At 65.4% G+C, this 15,400-nt stretch carries 13 protein-coding genes; 4 read left to right on the top strand and 9 right to left on the bottom strand.

All coding sequences use genetic code 11. The annotated features are described in order from the left end of the window. Window positions 1-296: 296 nt before the first annotated feature. A complete protein-coding gene (gene hflX / locus DL240_RS19960; RefSeq protein ID WP_158542454.1) occupies window positions 297-2,531 on the bottom strand; it encodes a GTPase HflX in 2,235 nt (744 codons plus the stop codon). 651 nt (window positions 2,532-3,182) lie between these two features. Between hflX and DL240_RS09095 the strand changes: the two genes are divergently transcribed. Next, the gene (locus DL240_RS09095) at window positions 3,183-4,292 is read left to right on the top strand and encodes a Gfo/Idh/MocA family protein (RefSeq protein WP_111729563.1); all 1,110 of its coding nucleotides are present in this window, start codon (window positions 3,183-3,185) and stop codon (window positions 4,290-4,292) included. An 85-nt stretch (window positions 4,293-4,377) separates the two neighbouring features. Here the strand turns inward: DL240_RS09095 and DL240_RS09090 are convergent, their stop codons facing one another. From DL240_RS09090 to DL240_RS09065, 6 genes are all read right to left on the bottom strand, one after another. Continuing rightward, window positions 4,378-4,893: a hypothetical protein gene (locus tag DL240_RS09090; protein ID WP_111729562.1), complete on the bottom strand. Its 516-nt coding sequence runs from the start codon at window positions 4,891-4,893 to the stop codon at window positions 4,378-4,380. A gap of 81 nt (window positions 4,894-4,974) precedes the next feature. After that, window positions 4,975-5,898, bottom strand: a complete 924-nt coding sequence (locus DL240_RS09085) for a hypothetical protein (RefSeq protein ID WP_111729561.1) — start codon at window positions 5,896-5,898, stop codon at window positions 4,975-4,977. Window positions 5,899-6,107: 209 nt separating this feature from the next. After that, on the bottom strand, window positions 6,108-6,614 hold the full coding sequence (locus DL240_RS09080) for a hypothetical protein (protein ID WP_111729560.1): 507 nt from the start codon (window positions 6,612-6,614) through the stop codon (window positions 6,108-6,110). Window positions 6,615-6,727: 113 nt separating this feature from the next. Continuing rightward, window positions 6,728-7,516: a hypothetical protein gene (locus tag DL240_RS09075; protein ID WP_111729559.1), complete on the bottom strand. Its 789-nt coding sequence runs from the start codon at window positions 7,514-7,516 to the stop codon at window positions 6,728-6,730. Window positions 7,517-7,664: 148 nt separating this feature from the next. Then, the gene (locus DL240_RS09070; protein ID WP_111729558.1) at window positions 7,665-8,342 is read right to left on the bottom strand and encodes a hypothetical protein; all 678 of its coding nucleotides are present in this window, start codon (window positions 8,340-8,342) and stop codon (window positions 7,665-7,667) included. 119 nt (window positions 8,343-8,461) lie between these two features. Beyond that, window positions 8,462-8,854, bottom strand: a complete 393-nt coding sequence (locus DL240_RS09065; RefSeq protein WP_111729557.1) for a TraR/DksA family transcriptional regulator — start codon at window positions 8,852-8,854, stop codon at window positions 8,462-8,464. Between the two features lie 323 nt (window positions 8,855-9,177). On the opposite strand from DL240_RS09065, the gene DL240_RS09060 reads away from it, so the two are divergent. Further along, window positions 9,178-10,806, top strand: coding sequence for a DEAD/DEAH box helicase (locus DL240_RS09060; protein ID WP_158542453.1), 1,629 nt, complete (start codon window positions 9,178-9,180; stop codon window positions 10,804-10,806). Between the two features lie 115 nt (window positions 10,807-10,921). Here DL240_RS09060 and DL240_RS09055 read toward each other — a convergent pair whose 3' ends face one another. Together DL240_RS09055 and arfB are read right to left on the bottom strand one after the other, a co-directional pair. Further along, window positions 10,922-11,902 carry a hypothetical protein gene (locus tag DL240_RS09055; RefSeq protein WP_111729555.1) on the bottom strand — a complete coding sequence of 327 codons (981 nt, stop codon included), beginning with the start codon at window positions 11,900-11,902 and terminating at the stop codon, window positions 10,922-10,924. 103 nt (window positions 11,903-12,005) lie between these two features. After that, window positions 12,006-12,446 carry an alternative ribosome rescue aminoacyl-tRNA hydrolase ArfB gene (arfB, locus tag DL240_RS09050; protein ID WP_111729554.1) on the bottom strand — a complete coding sequence of 147 codons (441 nt, stop codon included), beginning with the start codon at window positions 12,444-12,446 and terminating at the stop codon, window positions 12,006-12,008. 383 nt (window positions 12,447-12,829) lie between these two features. Between arfB and DL240_RS09045 the strand changes: the two genes are divergently transcribed. Both DL240_RS09045 and DL240_RS09040 read left to right on the top strand, forming a co-directional pair. Then, the gene (locus tag DL240_RS09045) at window positions 12,830-14,287 is read left to right on the top strand and encodes a SulP family inorganic anion transporter (RefSeq protein WP_233497055.1); all 1,458 of its coding nucleotides are present in this window, start codon (window positions 12,830-12,832) and stop codon (window positions 14,285-14,287) included. Window positions 14,288-14,859: 572 nt separating this feature from the next. Further along, window positions 14,860-15,312: a YaiI/YqxD family protein gene (locus DL240_RS09040; RefSeq protein ID WP_111729553.1), complete on the top strand. Its 453-nt coding sequence runs from the start codon at window positions 14,860-14,862 to the stop codon at window positions 15,310-15,312. Window positions 15,313-15,400: the final 88 nt, after the last annotated feature.

Here is a 15,400-nt window from a genome sequence, read left to right as displayed (position 1 = left end):
ACACCTCCGGGGGTGCATCACCCCTCGCCGCGGGACTCTACCCCCACCCCGGGTGGGTCAACGCCCCCCACGCTGCGACCTGACTCCCAGCCCGGGGGGACCGACACCCCATACCCTCGGACCTGAGTCCCAGCCCGGGGGGGCCCCCTTACCCCCGAACGGGTGATGAACTGCCAGCCGGAGAGGTCTGAGCCCCCTCTGGCTGGGACTCCCCCCTCAGCGGGTTCCGAACTCCCCGGCCCCGGCGGCGACTCCGGTCGCCGTCGGGGCCGGGGGTGACCGGCTTGCTCCCGGACTCAGGTCTCAGACATCTGGGACTCTGCCGCCTCCACCAGGCTAAACGCATACGCCCGGGCCAACTCATGCCCGTGGGTCAGCGCCCAATCGGCGACGATCACCGCCTGAAACGCCCCACGCTCCCGGCAGCGGACTTCCAGCCGGGGGCCTCCTGCTGCGCCGGCATCGTCCAGACGCTCCAGCACATCGACAAGCACCTGCGGGCCAAACCTATCGACCAAAAAGACGAGATCGATGGCGGGATCTCCCAGATGAACCTCCGACCAGTCGATCACACCCACAACCCGGGCCTGCTCATCGAGCAAGAGATGCCCCGGGTGGAGATCTCCATGAACCGGGACCGGTTCCCAGGCCCACAGGGTGTCATCGGCCAGCCAGCGCTCCCAGCGCTCCCGCAGCGCTTGCGAAGGCTTAAGCATCGGGAGCACCCGCAAGAGCTGAGAGTGCAGATGCTTACGCTCTTGCTCCGGGCCCTGCCGGCGAAGCCCGGCACGCATCAGGGGGCCCGGCTCCAGGTGATGCAGCGCGCTTAGCAGACCGACCACCGAGCTCAAGAAAGCCTCGGTCGGGGCCGCCGGGTTAAGCACCGGCCAGCGCAGCTCCCCCTGGTCGGTGATCTCCCAGGCCGGACGCCCGGGGAGCCGGGGATAGGCGATAGCCCGCGCCGAGTGCAGCGCCCACTCCGGAGTCGCCACCGGAAGCTCCCCACGAAGCGCGCGCAGCGCGCGGGCCTCATATCGGCTCGCCTCCATCAAACCTTGCCGACGGGGCGAACGCACCACCCAGGGCCGCTCCTCCAGATCGCTGGCGTGGAGCGCCCGATAGTCGGCGCCAGACTCCTCAAAACGCTCCGACTCGCTGAGAAGCTCCAGCCCCAGCGCCTCACAATGCGCCAGCAGCTCCTCGGGCTCCTCCACCGGCACAAATCCTCCGAGCTCGTCTCGCCAGAGGTTAAGCGAATGGGCCGGCGCCTTCACTCGCAGCCCGGTCCCGTGAGGACCGTGATGCTGCTCCATGACCCGCGCACCGCGGTGCACGCTGCCCACCAGCTGCCCACTCTCGTAAGGAATGAAGAGGGACTCCTCGACAAAGGAGGCCTCCTGCGCCCGGGCGATCCTCTGGTGCAGCAGCGAGAGCAGCTCGGGCTTCATCGCGCTGACCTGGAGGGCGTCGGGCATGTGGATGCGCAGGCTGGCGCGGGCCTCATGCTCCAGACAATCGACTTTATTAAAGACCACCAGGGCATCTTTGAGGTCCACATCGATGGAGCGTAAGGTCTCGCGGGTCACCCGCAGATGCTCAGGCCAGGCCGGGTCGGAGGCGTCCAAAACAAAGAGCAGCAGATCGGCGTCTCGGGCCTCATCCAGGGTCGACTTAAAGGAGGCGACAAGCTCATGGGGGAGCCTTTTGATGAACCCCACCGTATCGCTGATCACCACCTCGGGCTGAAGCTGCGGCTCCAGCCTCCGGGCGGTGGTGCCCAGCGTGGCAAAGAGCTTGTCTTCGACCAGCACCTGGCTGCCGGTGAGCGCGCGCATCAGCGATGACTTCCCGGCGTTGGTGTAGCCGACCAGGGCTACCTGAAAGGCCTGGGAACGGCGCTCCCGCTGGAGCCTGGCCCGAGCCTGAACCTCGGCAAGCTCCTGCTGCAGCTCAACCAGGCGCTCGCGATAGCGTTGCCGGGCCAGCTCCGTGTTCGAGTGTCCTCGCCCCCCGCGCCCCCCTCCCCCATGGCGGTCATCGCCGACGAGGTTCGTGCGTACCCGGGGCAACTCGTAGCTGATACGCGCCATCTCAACCTGAAGACGAGCCTCCCGGGTCTGGGCGCGCTCCTCAAAAATGCGCAGGATCACCGCGCTGCGATCCATCACGCCGATGCCCAGCGCCTCTTCGAGCACCTGCTGCTGCCGGGGGCTGAGTTCGGCGTCAACCAGTGCCAGGTTAAGCCCGAGACTCTCGCAGTCGGCGCGAACCTCCTCCAGTTTGCCCCGGCCCAGCAGCGCCACGGAGCGATCGTTGGTGCGCTTCTGTGCATGCCCGGCGAGCACCTCCATGCCCAGGGTACGTGCCAGCGCGGTAAGCTCCCGGGCGGAGCTCTCAAGCTCCTGATCGTCGAGCTCGGGGGTTTGCACCGAGAGAATCACCGCGCGTTCCTGCCGGTGTCCCATCAACGTGCGGGTATCGTGAGTGTGGGGATGTTCAGACGATGCGTTATTGGATTCAGAGTCGCGCATAAGACCTCCTTAAGTGGGCTCAAGAGCCTCACCAGAGCGACAGACGTCACGGTGACACGATGGAGGTACCGGATGGAAAGGAAGGGAGATGCCGACGAACTTTCAGCCGGAGCGAAGGTGCCCCGAGAAGGCGCCTTCGAGGGTGAAGGCCGGGCCTGCCGGATCGCGTGCTTCCCTCTACATCCACGGTACGCAGGAGCGTTGCGCCAGGGCGAATCTGCACCCTGACGTTGCCCTCTGAGGGGCACTCCCCCATCGGTCCCACACGCGTCGCGTAAGTAGCGTACATGGGGCGATGGTTAAGCCTGCACGTCAGTCGTCGTCACCCCAAGAGGTCGACGCGGCCGACGGGGCTCAGCGAAGTCGGATGTAGAAAGAATCGATCATCGTCGTCATCTGGCAGGCGCTCCGCAATGGCGAGTAGCCGGGCTCAAGGGGAGCGGCGTCAACAGGGAGGTGATACGCACCTTCGCCGGAGGTGCTCCGGCGGCATCGGCGACAAACCTAGGGACCGCTCCCCCTAAAAGTCAAGCTGGCGACGGCCTCCCAGCCCCCGGCCCCGGCCTCTCACTGATTTCGCAGCTCGCCGGCCCGTGCTCATATTCGAGAGCACCCCGCCCCCTGGTCGAGTCTTGAAGCGCCGAGGAGTTTATGAGCACCGCCGATCCCGTACGTTTTGGCGTCATTGGCCTGGGTTATATCGCCCAGAGCGCCATCCTGCCCGCGTTCGCGGGCACTCCCAACGCCCACCTCAGCGCCATCATCTCCGGCGATGCGAGGAAGCTGCAGGTGCTCGGAGAGCGCTACGATGTGCCCCATCGCATCCACTACCGCGACTTCGACGACTTTCTGACACAGGGACATATCGACGCCCTCTACATCGCGCTGCCCAACCACCTGCACTGCGAGTACACCCTGAGCGCGGCCGAGGCCGGGGTGCATGTCTTATGCGAGAAACCGCTGGCGGTGAGCGAGGTCGAGTGCCGCAAGATGATCGCGGCCTGCGAAGAGGCCGAGGTCCATCTGATGACGGCCTATCGCCTGCACTTCGACCCGGCCCATCTGCACGCGCTCGACATGGCACAGCGGGGCGCGCTGGGAGAGCTGCGCTACTTAACGGGCGCCTTCGGCCAGAATGTCGCCCCGGGCAACATCCGCCTGAGCCCCCTGGATGAGGGTGGCGGCAGCGTGTACGACATGGGCATCTACGGTATCAACGCCGCGCGCTACCTCTTTGGCGCCGAACCTCTGGAGGTCATGGCCACGAGTCAACGCCGGCCCGGCGACCCGCGCTTTGACTACTGTGATGAATCGACCTCGGCCACGCTGCGCTTTCCCGGCGATCGCCTGGCGAGTTTTGTCTCCAGCCTGGGCAGCGCCTCCATCGGGCGCCTGGACCTGCTCGGGGAGGACGGGGCGCTGAGCTTAAGCCCGGCCTTCTCCTCCGCGCTGCCCATCACCCTGAGGGTGAGCACCCCGGAGCCCTTTGCGCGCACCTTCCCCCGACACGATCAATTTGGCGCCCAGCTGCTCTACTTCGCCGAGTGCATTCAGCACCAACGCCCGCCGGAGCCCGATGGTTACGAGGGGATGGCCGATGTGCGCATCATCGAAGCCATCTACCATGCCGCCGAACTCGAAGAATCAGTGGCACTGGAGCCGGTCGAGCAGCGCGAACGCCCGGACGTCTCTCAGATCATCGTGCGACCGGGCATCGACAAGCCCGACGAGATCCTGACCTCAAAATCGTCGCAGCCCTGACGCCTGCACCCCGGGACCGGCCTGTGCCACACCACCCGGTCCCGGTGACACGGTGGGAGACGCGGGCCACAGGGGGGCACCCGACTCAGACGTGGACCTCAACCTCGTCCTCAACCTCGGCCTGCGCCTCGGCCAGACGCCGCATGAAGTCCTCGGCGTCGCGGCTTTCCAGGCCCTCCGGAGCCGGCGAGAAGTCGGGAAAGACGTAGTATGAGGTGCCATGGGCGCTGAGGGTGATGTAGGCGTGTCCGCTATGCTCCAGGCAAGAAAGCGCGTTTTGAGCCCTCCTCAAGGTCATCTTCGTATCGAGCGCCAACTCCACAACGCTGATCCGCCCTTCCCGAGCGCTGACGAGGGCCAGAATCTTGCGCTCGTCCTCTTCGTCGAGCGTCATCTTCCACGGTCGCAGGTAACTGCGGATCAAGTACCCTCCGAAGCCCAGCGCCATCACCGCCAGCACCATCACCGCCCACGTCTTGGCCCCTCCCATGCCACTCTGAAACACACCCAGGCTCCAAAATCCCAGGCCAATCCCCAACGACAGGCATAAAAAAGCAATCCACGCGGCCGTCGTATCACGTTCGCCTGCATCCTCATTCATCGCGCGTATCTCCTTTCATATCCCCGGGCTCCAAGCCTCTTCTCTCGTGCCGCGGACCTCTCCTACAGAAACTCCCGGGGGTCATTTGGCGCCGCCCCTCCACGCTCGCGAAGGACTGGGCCGGGGAAGCTCGACAAAGCTGTATTGCAACGCCCCATCGCCAACCACCTCCGAGTGCAAATAGCCCTGTTCCTCAAGATGCCCCAACGCCGTCGATGCCTGCTTCAGGTCGAGCCTGGAGTTCAGCGCCAGGGTCCCCGCCGTCATCGAGCCGTGCTCCACAGCGCTTTCGAGGATGAAACGCTCCACCGAGGGTAGAAGTCGGGGCGCTTTGATGCGGCTGCTCTCGCTACGGTACTCCTCCCAGAAAACAGCGGTGGCAAGCCCCAGCACAATGGAAAGAATGCCGAAGACCACGATCGTCTCGTAGGCTTCTTCCAACGATCCTGCCCCGAGCCAGGGAAACGCCCCCATGACCAAAAAGAGCAACGTGACGAGCCCGGTGATAAGCGCGCTCATATACATCACCCCGCGCCGGCGAGCCGCCCCCTCTCGGTCAAAAACATCGCCGATCATGTCCTTTCTGGGATTGACCCTTGTCTTTCTTGCAGGCTCACGCGCCCACCAGTGTGCGCCCACCAAGATCGGCAGCGCCAACGCATAGATTGCCGGGGTCAAACAGCCGCCCAACACCACACTTGCCAAGAACACCACGGCAAAGGGCGCTATCGTCATCGGGTCGTTCTTCCAGGAGTTGTCAGACAGCTTGATGTCGTCGTCAGGCTCTTCCCATGCGGTTTCAATCCGCGAGAGCTCGTCATCGGACTCATCCCACGGGGCACTCGAAGGCTTAAGCTCATCGTCGGACTCATCCCACGGGGCACTCGACGGCTTAAGCTCATCGTCGGACTCCCATCTTTCGGTGTGTTTCCCCTTCTTGGAGCCCTTGCTCTTCTTGAAGCCCTTGCTCTTCTTGGAGCCCTTATCCTTTTTGTTCTTTTTCAACGCTTCACTCTCATCTCATCATACATATCAAGCGACGTACGCAATTCATCTTCACGTCGGATCTGCCACCGCCCCCGGGGCTCCCGGCGTGCATGCCGTGACTCTGACGCTCCTCTCCAGCGCGCAGATCGCATCACCCCTGACGTGTACACACCGGGCGCCGGGGCCCGGCACCCCGCACTGACCACGGCCACAGCAATCCCTGCCGCTCAGCCATGAACCTCAACCTCGGCCTCGGCCTCAGCCAGGCGCCGCATGAAGTTCTCGGACTCGCTCTCTGATAACTCCCGGGGCCCTGGCGAGAAGTCGGGAAACACATAGTGTTGAACGCCTTCTTCGCTGACGATCACGTAGGCATACCCCTCAGCTTCAAAGTGCGAGAGGATCGTCTGAGCATCTCGCAAACTCACCCTCCCATAGAGCGCCAGCTCCACGACACTGAGGCGCCCTTCCCGAGCTCGGGCGATGGCCAGCGTATTGCGCTCGCCATCCTCCGTGAGTGCGCGGATGTCCTGTGGCAGCGCGGGAACCAGGACCATCAACAGTCCTACAAAAGCCGCGATCACCGCCAGGAAGAGCAAAACCCACGCCTTCGCCTCCGGGTAACCACTGGTCAGTATCCCCACGCTCCAGCCCCCCAGGGGAATCCCCACCGACAGACACAGGCCGCCCATCCACTTGTAATAGGGCGGGCTCTTTGCGTTTTCATAGTCCATGGCGTGTACCTCTTTTCATGTCCCCGGGCGTCGAGCCCGGTCTGGCGAGCCGGAGGCCTCGAACGTCGAAACTTACGATGCCAACGAACGTCCCTACTCCCACGTGCCGAGGGTCAGGGTTTGTCATGGCCCGCTATCCTGAAATGCAGCGCCCCATCCCCCACCACCGTCGACTGCAAATGGCCCTGCACCTCCAGGAGGCGCAACACCTCCGAGGCCTGGTGCAGGGAGAGTCGGGAGTTCACCGCCAGGGTGCCCGCGGTGATCGAGCCCTGCTGCGCGGCGCTTTCGAGGATAAAATGCTCCACCGACACCAGCAGCTGGGGGTCGTCGAGACGACGGCTCTCACGGATGTACTCCTTCCAGAACATGCTGGTCGCCAGCCCCATCGAAACGGCGCCAAAACCAAAAAACGCAACCTGGTCGTAGGCATCCTCCAGTGACACGTCGCCCAGCCAGGGCAGTGCCCCTTTGGCAACACAGATCACCGCGAAAAGTCCGGCAATAAGCCCTCCTATCAGCATCAACCCCTGCCGCCCGGACGCGCCCTCCCGATCAAACATGTCGTCGATCACATCGACTCTCGGGTCGGGCATCATCCTCAGCCCCGAGGGCCCCACGCACCAGGACGCCCCAAAAAGGATCGCCGCACACATCGCAAAGAGGACCGGGGAGAGGCAGCCGACCAACACCGGGCTCGCGCAGAACACCACAACCAGAAAGAGCACCTTGAACGGCCCGAGCCCCAACGAGGATTCGACCAGCGCGATCTCACCCTCAAACTCTCCCTGGGTGGCTTTGGCCAGCTCCAGATCGTACTCGAACCCATGGCTCGCGTTGGGCTCGCTCGGATTCACGTTCTCATCTGTCGTGGAGCCCTTATCCTTTTTGCTCGTTTTCAACGCTTCACTCTCATCTCATCACACGCCTGACGCGACGCTTTGAATTCATCCCGACCCCGGGTCCCTATCCCTTCCGGACCTCGGGGCTCCCCACGCGCAAGCAATGACTCGGGCGGCCCTCTCCATAGCATGGTTCGGGCCCAAGCACCTACCTATCCCACTCTTCGGCGCGGGCCTCCTGGCCCTGACGGCTCACCCCCTCGCGATAATCGACGAGGTCGGCCCGGGCCTCCTGGCCCTGGACGCTCACCCCCTCGCGATAATCGACGAGGTCGGCGCGGGCCGCCTGGCCCTGGACGCTCACCCCCTCGCGATAGTCGACGAGGGAGGAACTGCGCAGCTCATCGAGGAAAACGCGCTCCTCGTCGCTCTCCTGGCGCGCACTGGAGCGCAGGTCAGGGAAGACAAAGCGCCGGGAGCCCTCGGTGCTCACCGTGGAGTAGGCATGACCCCGAAGCTCCATGACGGCCAGCACTTCGGCGGCCTGTTCAAGGTTGAGACGAGTGCCCAGCGCGATGTCCGAGGCCGAGATTTCGCCATGAGAGGCCCGGGCCAGCTGGAGGACCATGCGCTCCAGCTCCTCGGTAATCGTCACGCGCTTTGAGGCCTGGTGGGAGCGCAGAGCCAGGCGCCCCAGAAAGACTCCCAGAGCCAGAATCAGCGCCATAAAGAGCCCGGCCATGATGGCCCCCTTCATGTTCTCAGCTCCGATGACGATATCGTAGACCGCCCCCGCCAGGCTGGGCAGGCTCACCAGGGAGAGCGCGAAGGACAAGGCTCCCAGGATCCGCGCACGGCGGCGTTGTTGTGCTTGAATCTCGTTCAACGAATCCTCCGAAAAGGGGCCAGACTCTCATCAAAAGCGTACCCGGTTGCCGGAGGGCGGACTTTAACCATGTCGGTGTGCCAACGCCAGCGAAGAGACTCAGCCCCCACGTCCCGAACTCAGTCGTCAAAATCGCGCAGATGCCGCCGCCGACCGTCGCGGCGCGGACCGGAACGCTTGGTCTGGCAAGGCACGCATAAGGTGGCCCAGGGCATCAGCTCCAGGCGGCGCACCGGGATGGGCTCATCGCAGTCCAGGCAGAGGCCGAACTCCTCGGGGTCGGCGGCCATGCGTTGGAGCGCGGCCTCGATCTTGCGCAGCTCGTCGACGCGAGCCCGGTTGCGCTTGGAGGCGATGACCTGGTTCATCTCGTTGAGGGGCTGCTCGTCTTCATCGGCATGCTCCACCGGCGTGGGGCGGTTCGGGTCGACGCTGAGGTCGCCCTGAGTGAGGAGTTCCCGGCGACGGGCCAGGAGTTTCTCGCGCAATGCCTGCAGTTCTTCTTCTTCCAAGGTGGATCACTCACATAAGGGGGGAGGTTCAAGACAGATGCGTGCTCAGGGAATCTTGACTCGCCAGCAGAACTTCAACAGCGACGAAACAATTGCACCCTTATCGATCTATCGCGCTTGACCTTCGGGCTCAACGCTGACACAAGCCGCTTGCCGGACGCCGCCTGCCGTGGTGTCCGAGTCCCTCAGAGCTAAGCGCCCGACCTGATTGCCGAAACGTCCGGGCGCGCTGTCCTTTTGCTGCTCCGATGCGCCTTCTGTGGCGCCTCGCCGGAGTCAAGGGTCGAGCTCGTCACCCTTTTTCCGGCACATCTGGAGCACCTATGAGCACCACGGTTGACGCCGCGGCGTCTGTCCCCACGTCTACCTTCGACCAGCTCGGGCTGAGCGCGCCCATTTTGAACGCGGTCACCGACGCCGGCTACGACACCCCCACGCCCATCCAGGCCGGCGCGATCCCCCTGCTGCTGGCCGGCCACGACATCATCGGCCAGGCCCGCACCGGCACCGGCAAGACGGCGGCCTTTGCGCTGCCGATGCTCGACGCCATCGATCTCTCGGAGCGCGCGGTCCAGGGGCTGATCCTCACCCCGACCCGTGAGCTGGCCGTGCAGATCGCCGAAGCCATGGAGTCCTACGCGCGCCATCGCCCGGGCCTGACCATTTTGCCGGTGTACGGCGGGGCCTCGATGATGGGACAGCTCCACGCGCTGCGCCGCGGAGTGCACGTGGTCGTGGGCACCCCGGGCCGGGTCCTCGATCACCTGCGCCGCCAGAGCCTGCGCCTGGATAAGGTGCAGGCGCTGGTGCTCGACGAAGCCGACGAAATGCTGCGCATGGGCTTTATCGACGACGTCGAGACGATCCTGGAAGCCACGCCCACCGAGCGTCGCACCGCCCTCTTCTCGGCCACCATGCCCCGCGCCATCGAGACCGTGGCCCGCAAGCACCTGCGCGAGCCGCAGAGCGTGACCATCGAGTCGCACCATCGCACCACGATTGAGCAGCGCTTTATCCGCCTGCGCTACCCCGAGAAGTTCTTCGCGCTCGACCGCCTGCTGCGCGCCAGCGACCACGAGGGCGTGCTGGTCTTTGCCCAGCGCCGCGCCGACACCGAAGAGATCGCCCAGAAGCTCTGCGAACTGGGCCACCGCGCCCAGGCCCTCAACGGCGACCTGGGCCAGCAGCAGCGCGAGCTGGTGCTGCACCGCCTGCGCGAGCGCCAACTCGACGTGGTCGTGGGCACCGACGTGGCCGCCCGCGGCCTGGACGTCGACCACCTGAGCCTGGTCGTCAACTACGACCTGCCCTTCGACGTCGACACCTACACCCACCGCGTAGGCCGCACCGGCCGGGCCGGACGCGAGGGGCTGGCGGTGAGCCTGGTCTCCAACCGTCAGATGGCCTTCATCCGTCAGGTCGAACGCCAGATGAAGGTCAGCGTCAAACCCATGCAGGTCCCCTCGGCCGCCGACGTCGAGCACCGCGCTGCCGAGATTCACGCCGCTCGCCTCCGCGAGATTCTCGTGGCGAAATCCCCCGAACTCTCGCCGCATTACAACCTGGTCAAAGCCCTGGTCGATGAGGGCTTCCACATGACCGAGGTGGCCGCGGCGGCTTCGCTCCTGGCCGCCGGCGACACGCTCAAGCCCCCCACGCTGGCCGACCTCAACCCCATCGCGCCCAGCAGCCACCGCAACTCCGGCGGCAACAAGAAGAGCCGCTCCTCCAGGCATCGCGGCCGCTCCAAGGGCCGGGGCTCGCGCTCCTCGAAGTCCTCACGCGGCCCGCGCGCCTCGAAATCCGCCAGTGACCCGCGCGCCTCGAAATCCGCCGGCGACGAGCGCAACGAGCGCAAAGATCGCAAGACCTCCGGGCGACTCGCCACGCGTAAGACCCGCAAGAAAGTCAGCCACCGCAAGGGCCAGAGCCCCCCTCGCGATCGCGACTAAGACCCGCGGCTAGCTAACCAGCCCGCCCACACCCCCGAGGGCGCCCCCATTCAGGGGGCGCCCTCGGGGGTGTTCCGCCGGTGGCCTCCTGGCTCCCGGCCGCAATGCGACACGCTCAGTGCTTGAGCCCCGCACTCTCGGGCACCGCGCTCAACCCGCGCACCTGCCACGACGAGGTGGTCAAAAGATCCTGGAGCCCGCGCGGCAGCGCCGGCACACCGGCCTTCTCGTTAAAGGGGCGATCGCTCACAAAGGTGGAGACCGAGTAGGCACTCCACTCTCCGTCGCTGCACGCGTAGCACGCCTCAAAGGCGTACTGCTGCTCGGCCCGGAGTTCGCGGGCTTCCGGATCCCAGGTGGGCGTGAGCGCCACCAGCGCGGCACGCTTCGGATCGACCTCCACACCTTCATCCAGCCCAAAGCTCTGACCCTCAAAATGCTCGGCCCCCACCACCGGACTCAACTCCCGGGGGGCCAGCTCCTGCGGGGACTCGCCATCAAGCGCCACCACCGCCTGCCGACACTCGGTGTTGGGATGGGCCGCGCCGCAGTAGTAGATCATCTGGCAGATCTTCACGAGCGCCGTCGACCCGACCGCGCCCACCGGCGTAAAGGTCACCTCCCAGTCGGCGTCTGCGGGCGCCATGGTGCTCTCCTCGGGCTCCCAGGCCTGACCGGTGGCGTCGTTGATCAGGCGCCCGGCAATCACCTCCTTGCTCACCTCGCACCCGGAGGTGTCGGTCGTGCCGGGCGTCTCGTTTAGTTTATCCATCATGCAGCCGCAGTCGGTCTGGGTGACCTCACGCACCGACTCCTCCCAGCGCCACATGCCGCTTTTGGCGGGCACCACCAGCGTCTCGTAACCCACCAGCTGGGAGCCCAGCCCGTCGAAGATGCGGGTGCGCAGGCCCCCCTCATCTTCCACCGTCACCGCAAAACGCTTGCCGGCCGCGGCCGCCGACGCATCGATCGGCGCGCGGGCCTCGGCCACCGCCTCGCTGCCCGGGGCCTGCGGCTCCGAGGCGCAGCCCACCATCAGCAGCAGCCCGACCGTCACTACGCCACCCCCGATCCCCTTGCCTTGCATCCATTCCATCGCATTGCCTCCGCACCAAAATAAGGTTGAGCCCGGGCCCCGGGCTCCATGGACTTCACGGGCACTATAAGCCCCCCTGACATGCGATCTCTTCCAATGAGAGCTACCAGTCTCGGGAGCCCGGATCTTTGCGCAGCTCTTTTTTCTGACCGCGGCGGCGCTTCTCCTCCACCCGGCGACGCTTCGCGGCTCGGGAGGGTTTGGTTTCGATGCGCCGTTTACGCCGGCGCAGGGCCTCTTCCACCTTCTCGGCCAGGCGCTGACGGGCGTCCTGGCGATTGCGGTACTGGCTGCGCGTCTCGCTGGAGGCCAGCAAAAGCACGCCCTCCTCGTTGATGTAGCCGGCGAGTCGACGCATCACCCGGCGACGATCCGCCTCGGTGAGGGCGGTGGTCTGAGCCACCGGCCAGTGCAGCACCACCCGCGTGCTGGCCTTGTTGGCGTGCTGCCCTCCCGGTCCCCCGGAGCGGGTGGCCGTAAAATAGAGTTCCCAACCCGGGATGGTCACCCCGGGTTTGACCTCCAGATCGTCTTCGCTGCTCATCTCACTTCCTTGTCGAGCCCTGCGCCTGTAAGCGCCTGCGGGCGCCGTGCGCCTTTCGGGTTTGCGCCCCAAAGGTGCACGCCGACCGGGGGGATTTCAAGCCAGCCCTCCCCGGGCCCGGGCTCCCGAGAGGTTGCAAGCTTCGCCTCGAAGGTGTACGCACGCGCCCTTTCACCAGGCGCGCTACGCCCATGTGTGACGCCCCTGACGAGCCCGATACGACTTAGGCCCCCTCTTACATCTCTGACGTCGTTGCTCCCAACCCGGCCCGGGCCCCTGTGGCCTGTGCCGCCCCCAAACGCCCGGGTGCGCGCTGCGCCTGCGGCGACGAGCCCCCTGCGTCTTTGACACCCTCTGGCCCCCCCTGACGACAAGGCACGCTTTTGCACCCCTCTCTGACCAACTTCCGCTCCACCTGGCTCTTCAACCTCCGCGGTGACGTGCTCGCCGGCATCACCGTGGCGCTGGCGCTGATCCCCGAGGCGATCGCCTTCTCGATCATCGCCGACGTCGACCCGATGGTCGGGCTCTACGCCTCATTCTGCATCGCGGTGACCATCGCGTTTACCGGCGGGCGCCCGGGCATGATCTCGGCCGCCACCGGCGCCATGGCCCTGGTGATGGTCACGCTGGTGGCCGATCACGGCCTGGAATACCTGCTGGCCGCCACCATCCTCACCGGCTTTCTGCAATTCATCGCCGGGGTCTTAAAGCTGGGCCGCTTTATCACCTTTGTGCCCCACCCGGTGATGCTGGGCTTTGTCAACGCCCTGGCCATCCTGATCTTCCAGGCCCAGCTCCCCCAATTTGAGGGCGCCACCTGGCTGATGTACGCCCTGGTCGGGCTGACCCTGGTGATCATCTACGGGCTCCCGCGCCTGACCCGCGCGCTGCCCTCGGCGCTGATGGGCATCGTGCTGGTCACGGCCCTGGTCTTTACCACCGGGTGGGAGCTCAAAACCGTGGGCGATATGGGCACGATCACCCGCACCCTGCCGATGTTCGCGCTCCCCCAGGTGCCCTTCAACCTGGAGACCCTGCGCATCATCTTCCCCTACGCCCTGACGCTGGCGATGGTCGGGATGCTGGAGTCGCTGCTCACCGCTCAGCTCCTCGACGAGATGACCGACACCCGCAGCGATAAAAACCAGGAGATCCGCGGCCAGGGCATCGCCAACGCCATCGCCGGGTGCTTCGGCGGGATGGCCGGCTGCGCGATGATCGGCCAGTCGGTGATCAACGTGAAAAGCGGCGGACGCGGTCGCCTCTCGGCCCTGGTCGCCGGGATCTTTTTGATGGTCCTGATCCTGGCCTTCGGCGACGTGGTCATGCGCATCCCCATGGCGGCCCTGGTCGGCGTGATGATCATGGTCAGCGTGGGCACCTTCAACTGGAACTCCCTGCTCCAGATGCGCCGGGTGCCCGTCGGCGACTCGGTGGTGATGCTCAGCACCGTGGCCACCGTGGTCTACACCCACGACCTGGCCAAAGGCGTGGCCCTGGGCGTGGCCCTCAGCGCCATCATCTTTGGCTGGCGTATCGCGCGCCTCAAGGTCGTCAGCGAGCTGAGCGAGGGCACCAAAAACTACCGGGTCAGCGGCCAGTTCTTCTTCGCCACCTGCACCGCGTTCACCGAGAGCCTCACCCCGCTGGACGACCCCGACACCGTCATCCTCGACTTTGGCGACTCCCACATCTGGGACCTCTCCGCGGTCAACGCCATCGCTCGCCAGCGCGAAAAGTACGAGAGCCTGGGCAAGACCCTCCGCGTGGTCGGACTCAACCCCGAGAGCCAGAAGCTCGTCGACCGCGTGGGGCTCGGCGCCCCCGCCGGGCACTGAGCCGACCGGAAAGGGCCGATCGGGCGATGGAGCAGGTGGAATGCGCCTAATCGGCCTTAGTTCAAATTGAAATAGGGTCGATCAGGTGCTCGTTGGCCCCCTTGTAAAATGAAAGAGGGCCGATCAACACCTGATCGACCCTTCCGGTAGCTGAAACAGGGCCGATCAACACCTGATCGACCCTTCCGGTAGCTGAAAGAGGGCCGATCAGCCCTTGAGTAGCCCTGGTTCAGTTTCAAACGCCCGCGATCAGCACTTGAGTAGCCCTGGTTCAGTTTCAAACGCCCGTGATCAGCGCTTAAGAAGCCCCCAAAACGCTGCAGACACCCGCGATCAGCGCTTAAGAAGCCCCCAAAACGCTGCAGACGCTCGCGATCAACGCTTAAGAAGCCCTGGTTCAGTTTCAAACGCCCGCGATCAGCGCTTAAGAAGCCCCCAAAACGCTGCAGACACCCGCGATCAGCGCTTGAATAGCCTTCGTTCAGCCACGAACGTCCCGGGCCCCCTTGACCTCCTCGCCAGCACCGGACACCCTGCGCTCCGCGCGTATCCCCCCCGTTGAAGGAGCCTTCATGACCATCTGGGTCGACGCCGACGCCCTCCCCTCCGCCGCCCGGGACATCCTGGTCAAAGCCTCGCTCACTCGGCGCATCAACGTCGTGCTGGTGGCCAACCGCTGGATGCCCAAACCCCGCGCCGAGCTGGTCCAGACCATCGTGGTGCCCGCCGGCGCCGACGTGGCCGACGACCATATCGTGGAGCATTGCCAGCAGGGCGACCTGGTCATCACCGCCGACATCCCCCTGGCCGACCGCGTGATCGAGCGCGGCTGCCAGGTGATCACCGCCTACGGCCGCGAGCTCGATGAGGCCAACGTGCGCGAGGCCTTGAGCATGCGCGACTTCAAAGAGGAGCTGCGCGATTTGGGCGTGATGACCGGCGGGCCGCCCCCCTACGGTCAGAGCCAGAAACAGGGCTTTGCCAACGCCCTGGATCGCTGGATCACCCGTCACCACCGCCCTTAAGCGCCGGGGCCCCCGCGGCACCGACGCCTAAAAAAAGCGCCCCGGGACCTGTGGGGCGCTTTTTTTAGGCGTGTGAACGAAGGGGAGC

It is taken from the genome of Lujinxingia litoralis (assembly GCF_003260125.1).
In the GTDB taxonomy this organism is placed as follows: Bacteria; Myxococcota_A; Bradymonadia; order Bradymonadales; family Bradymonadaceae; genus Lujinxingia; species Lujinxingia litoralis.
Note: the sequence above shows the minus strand (reverse complement) of the source record. Positions and strands in the feature narration are given on the sequence as shown.